This window comes from Arsukibacterium sp. UBA3155 (genome assembly GCA_002364615.1).
Lineage (GTDB): Bacteria > Pseudomonadota > Gammaproteobacteria > Enterobacterales > Alteromonadaceae > Alishewanella.
Map to the genome: position 1 here is coordinate 1 of DEYP01000008.1, position 282 is coordinate 282.

The 282-nt window shown below is 51.4% G+C and carries 1 protein-coding gene; it reads right to left on the reverse strand.

The window, feature by feature from the left end; all coding sequences use genetic code 11:
* On the reverse strand, positions 1-282 hold a 282-nt coding region (locus B2X65_RS02280), incomplete at both ends, for a hypothetical protein (protein WP_290610348.1).

Genomic DNA, 282 nt, shown 5'->3' on the forward strand with positions numbered 1-282 from the left:
GCGTTAACGATATCATCGGCAGTAATGTTATTCACGGTGACGGTGCCGGCATCAGCAGCTAAATCACCGGTGTGAGTAGAAGTAGCACTTGAAGTAACGGTATTGCCTAAAGCATCGCTGGAGCTCACCAACACATCAAATTCGGTATCAGCGGCTAAATCACTACCAGCAACATCCACAGACCAGCTGCCATCGGCTTGCACGGTCGTCGTATAAGTGGTGCCATTAATGATCATGGTGACCACATCGCCTGGGGCGATATCACCGCCGGTTGCAGTGCCT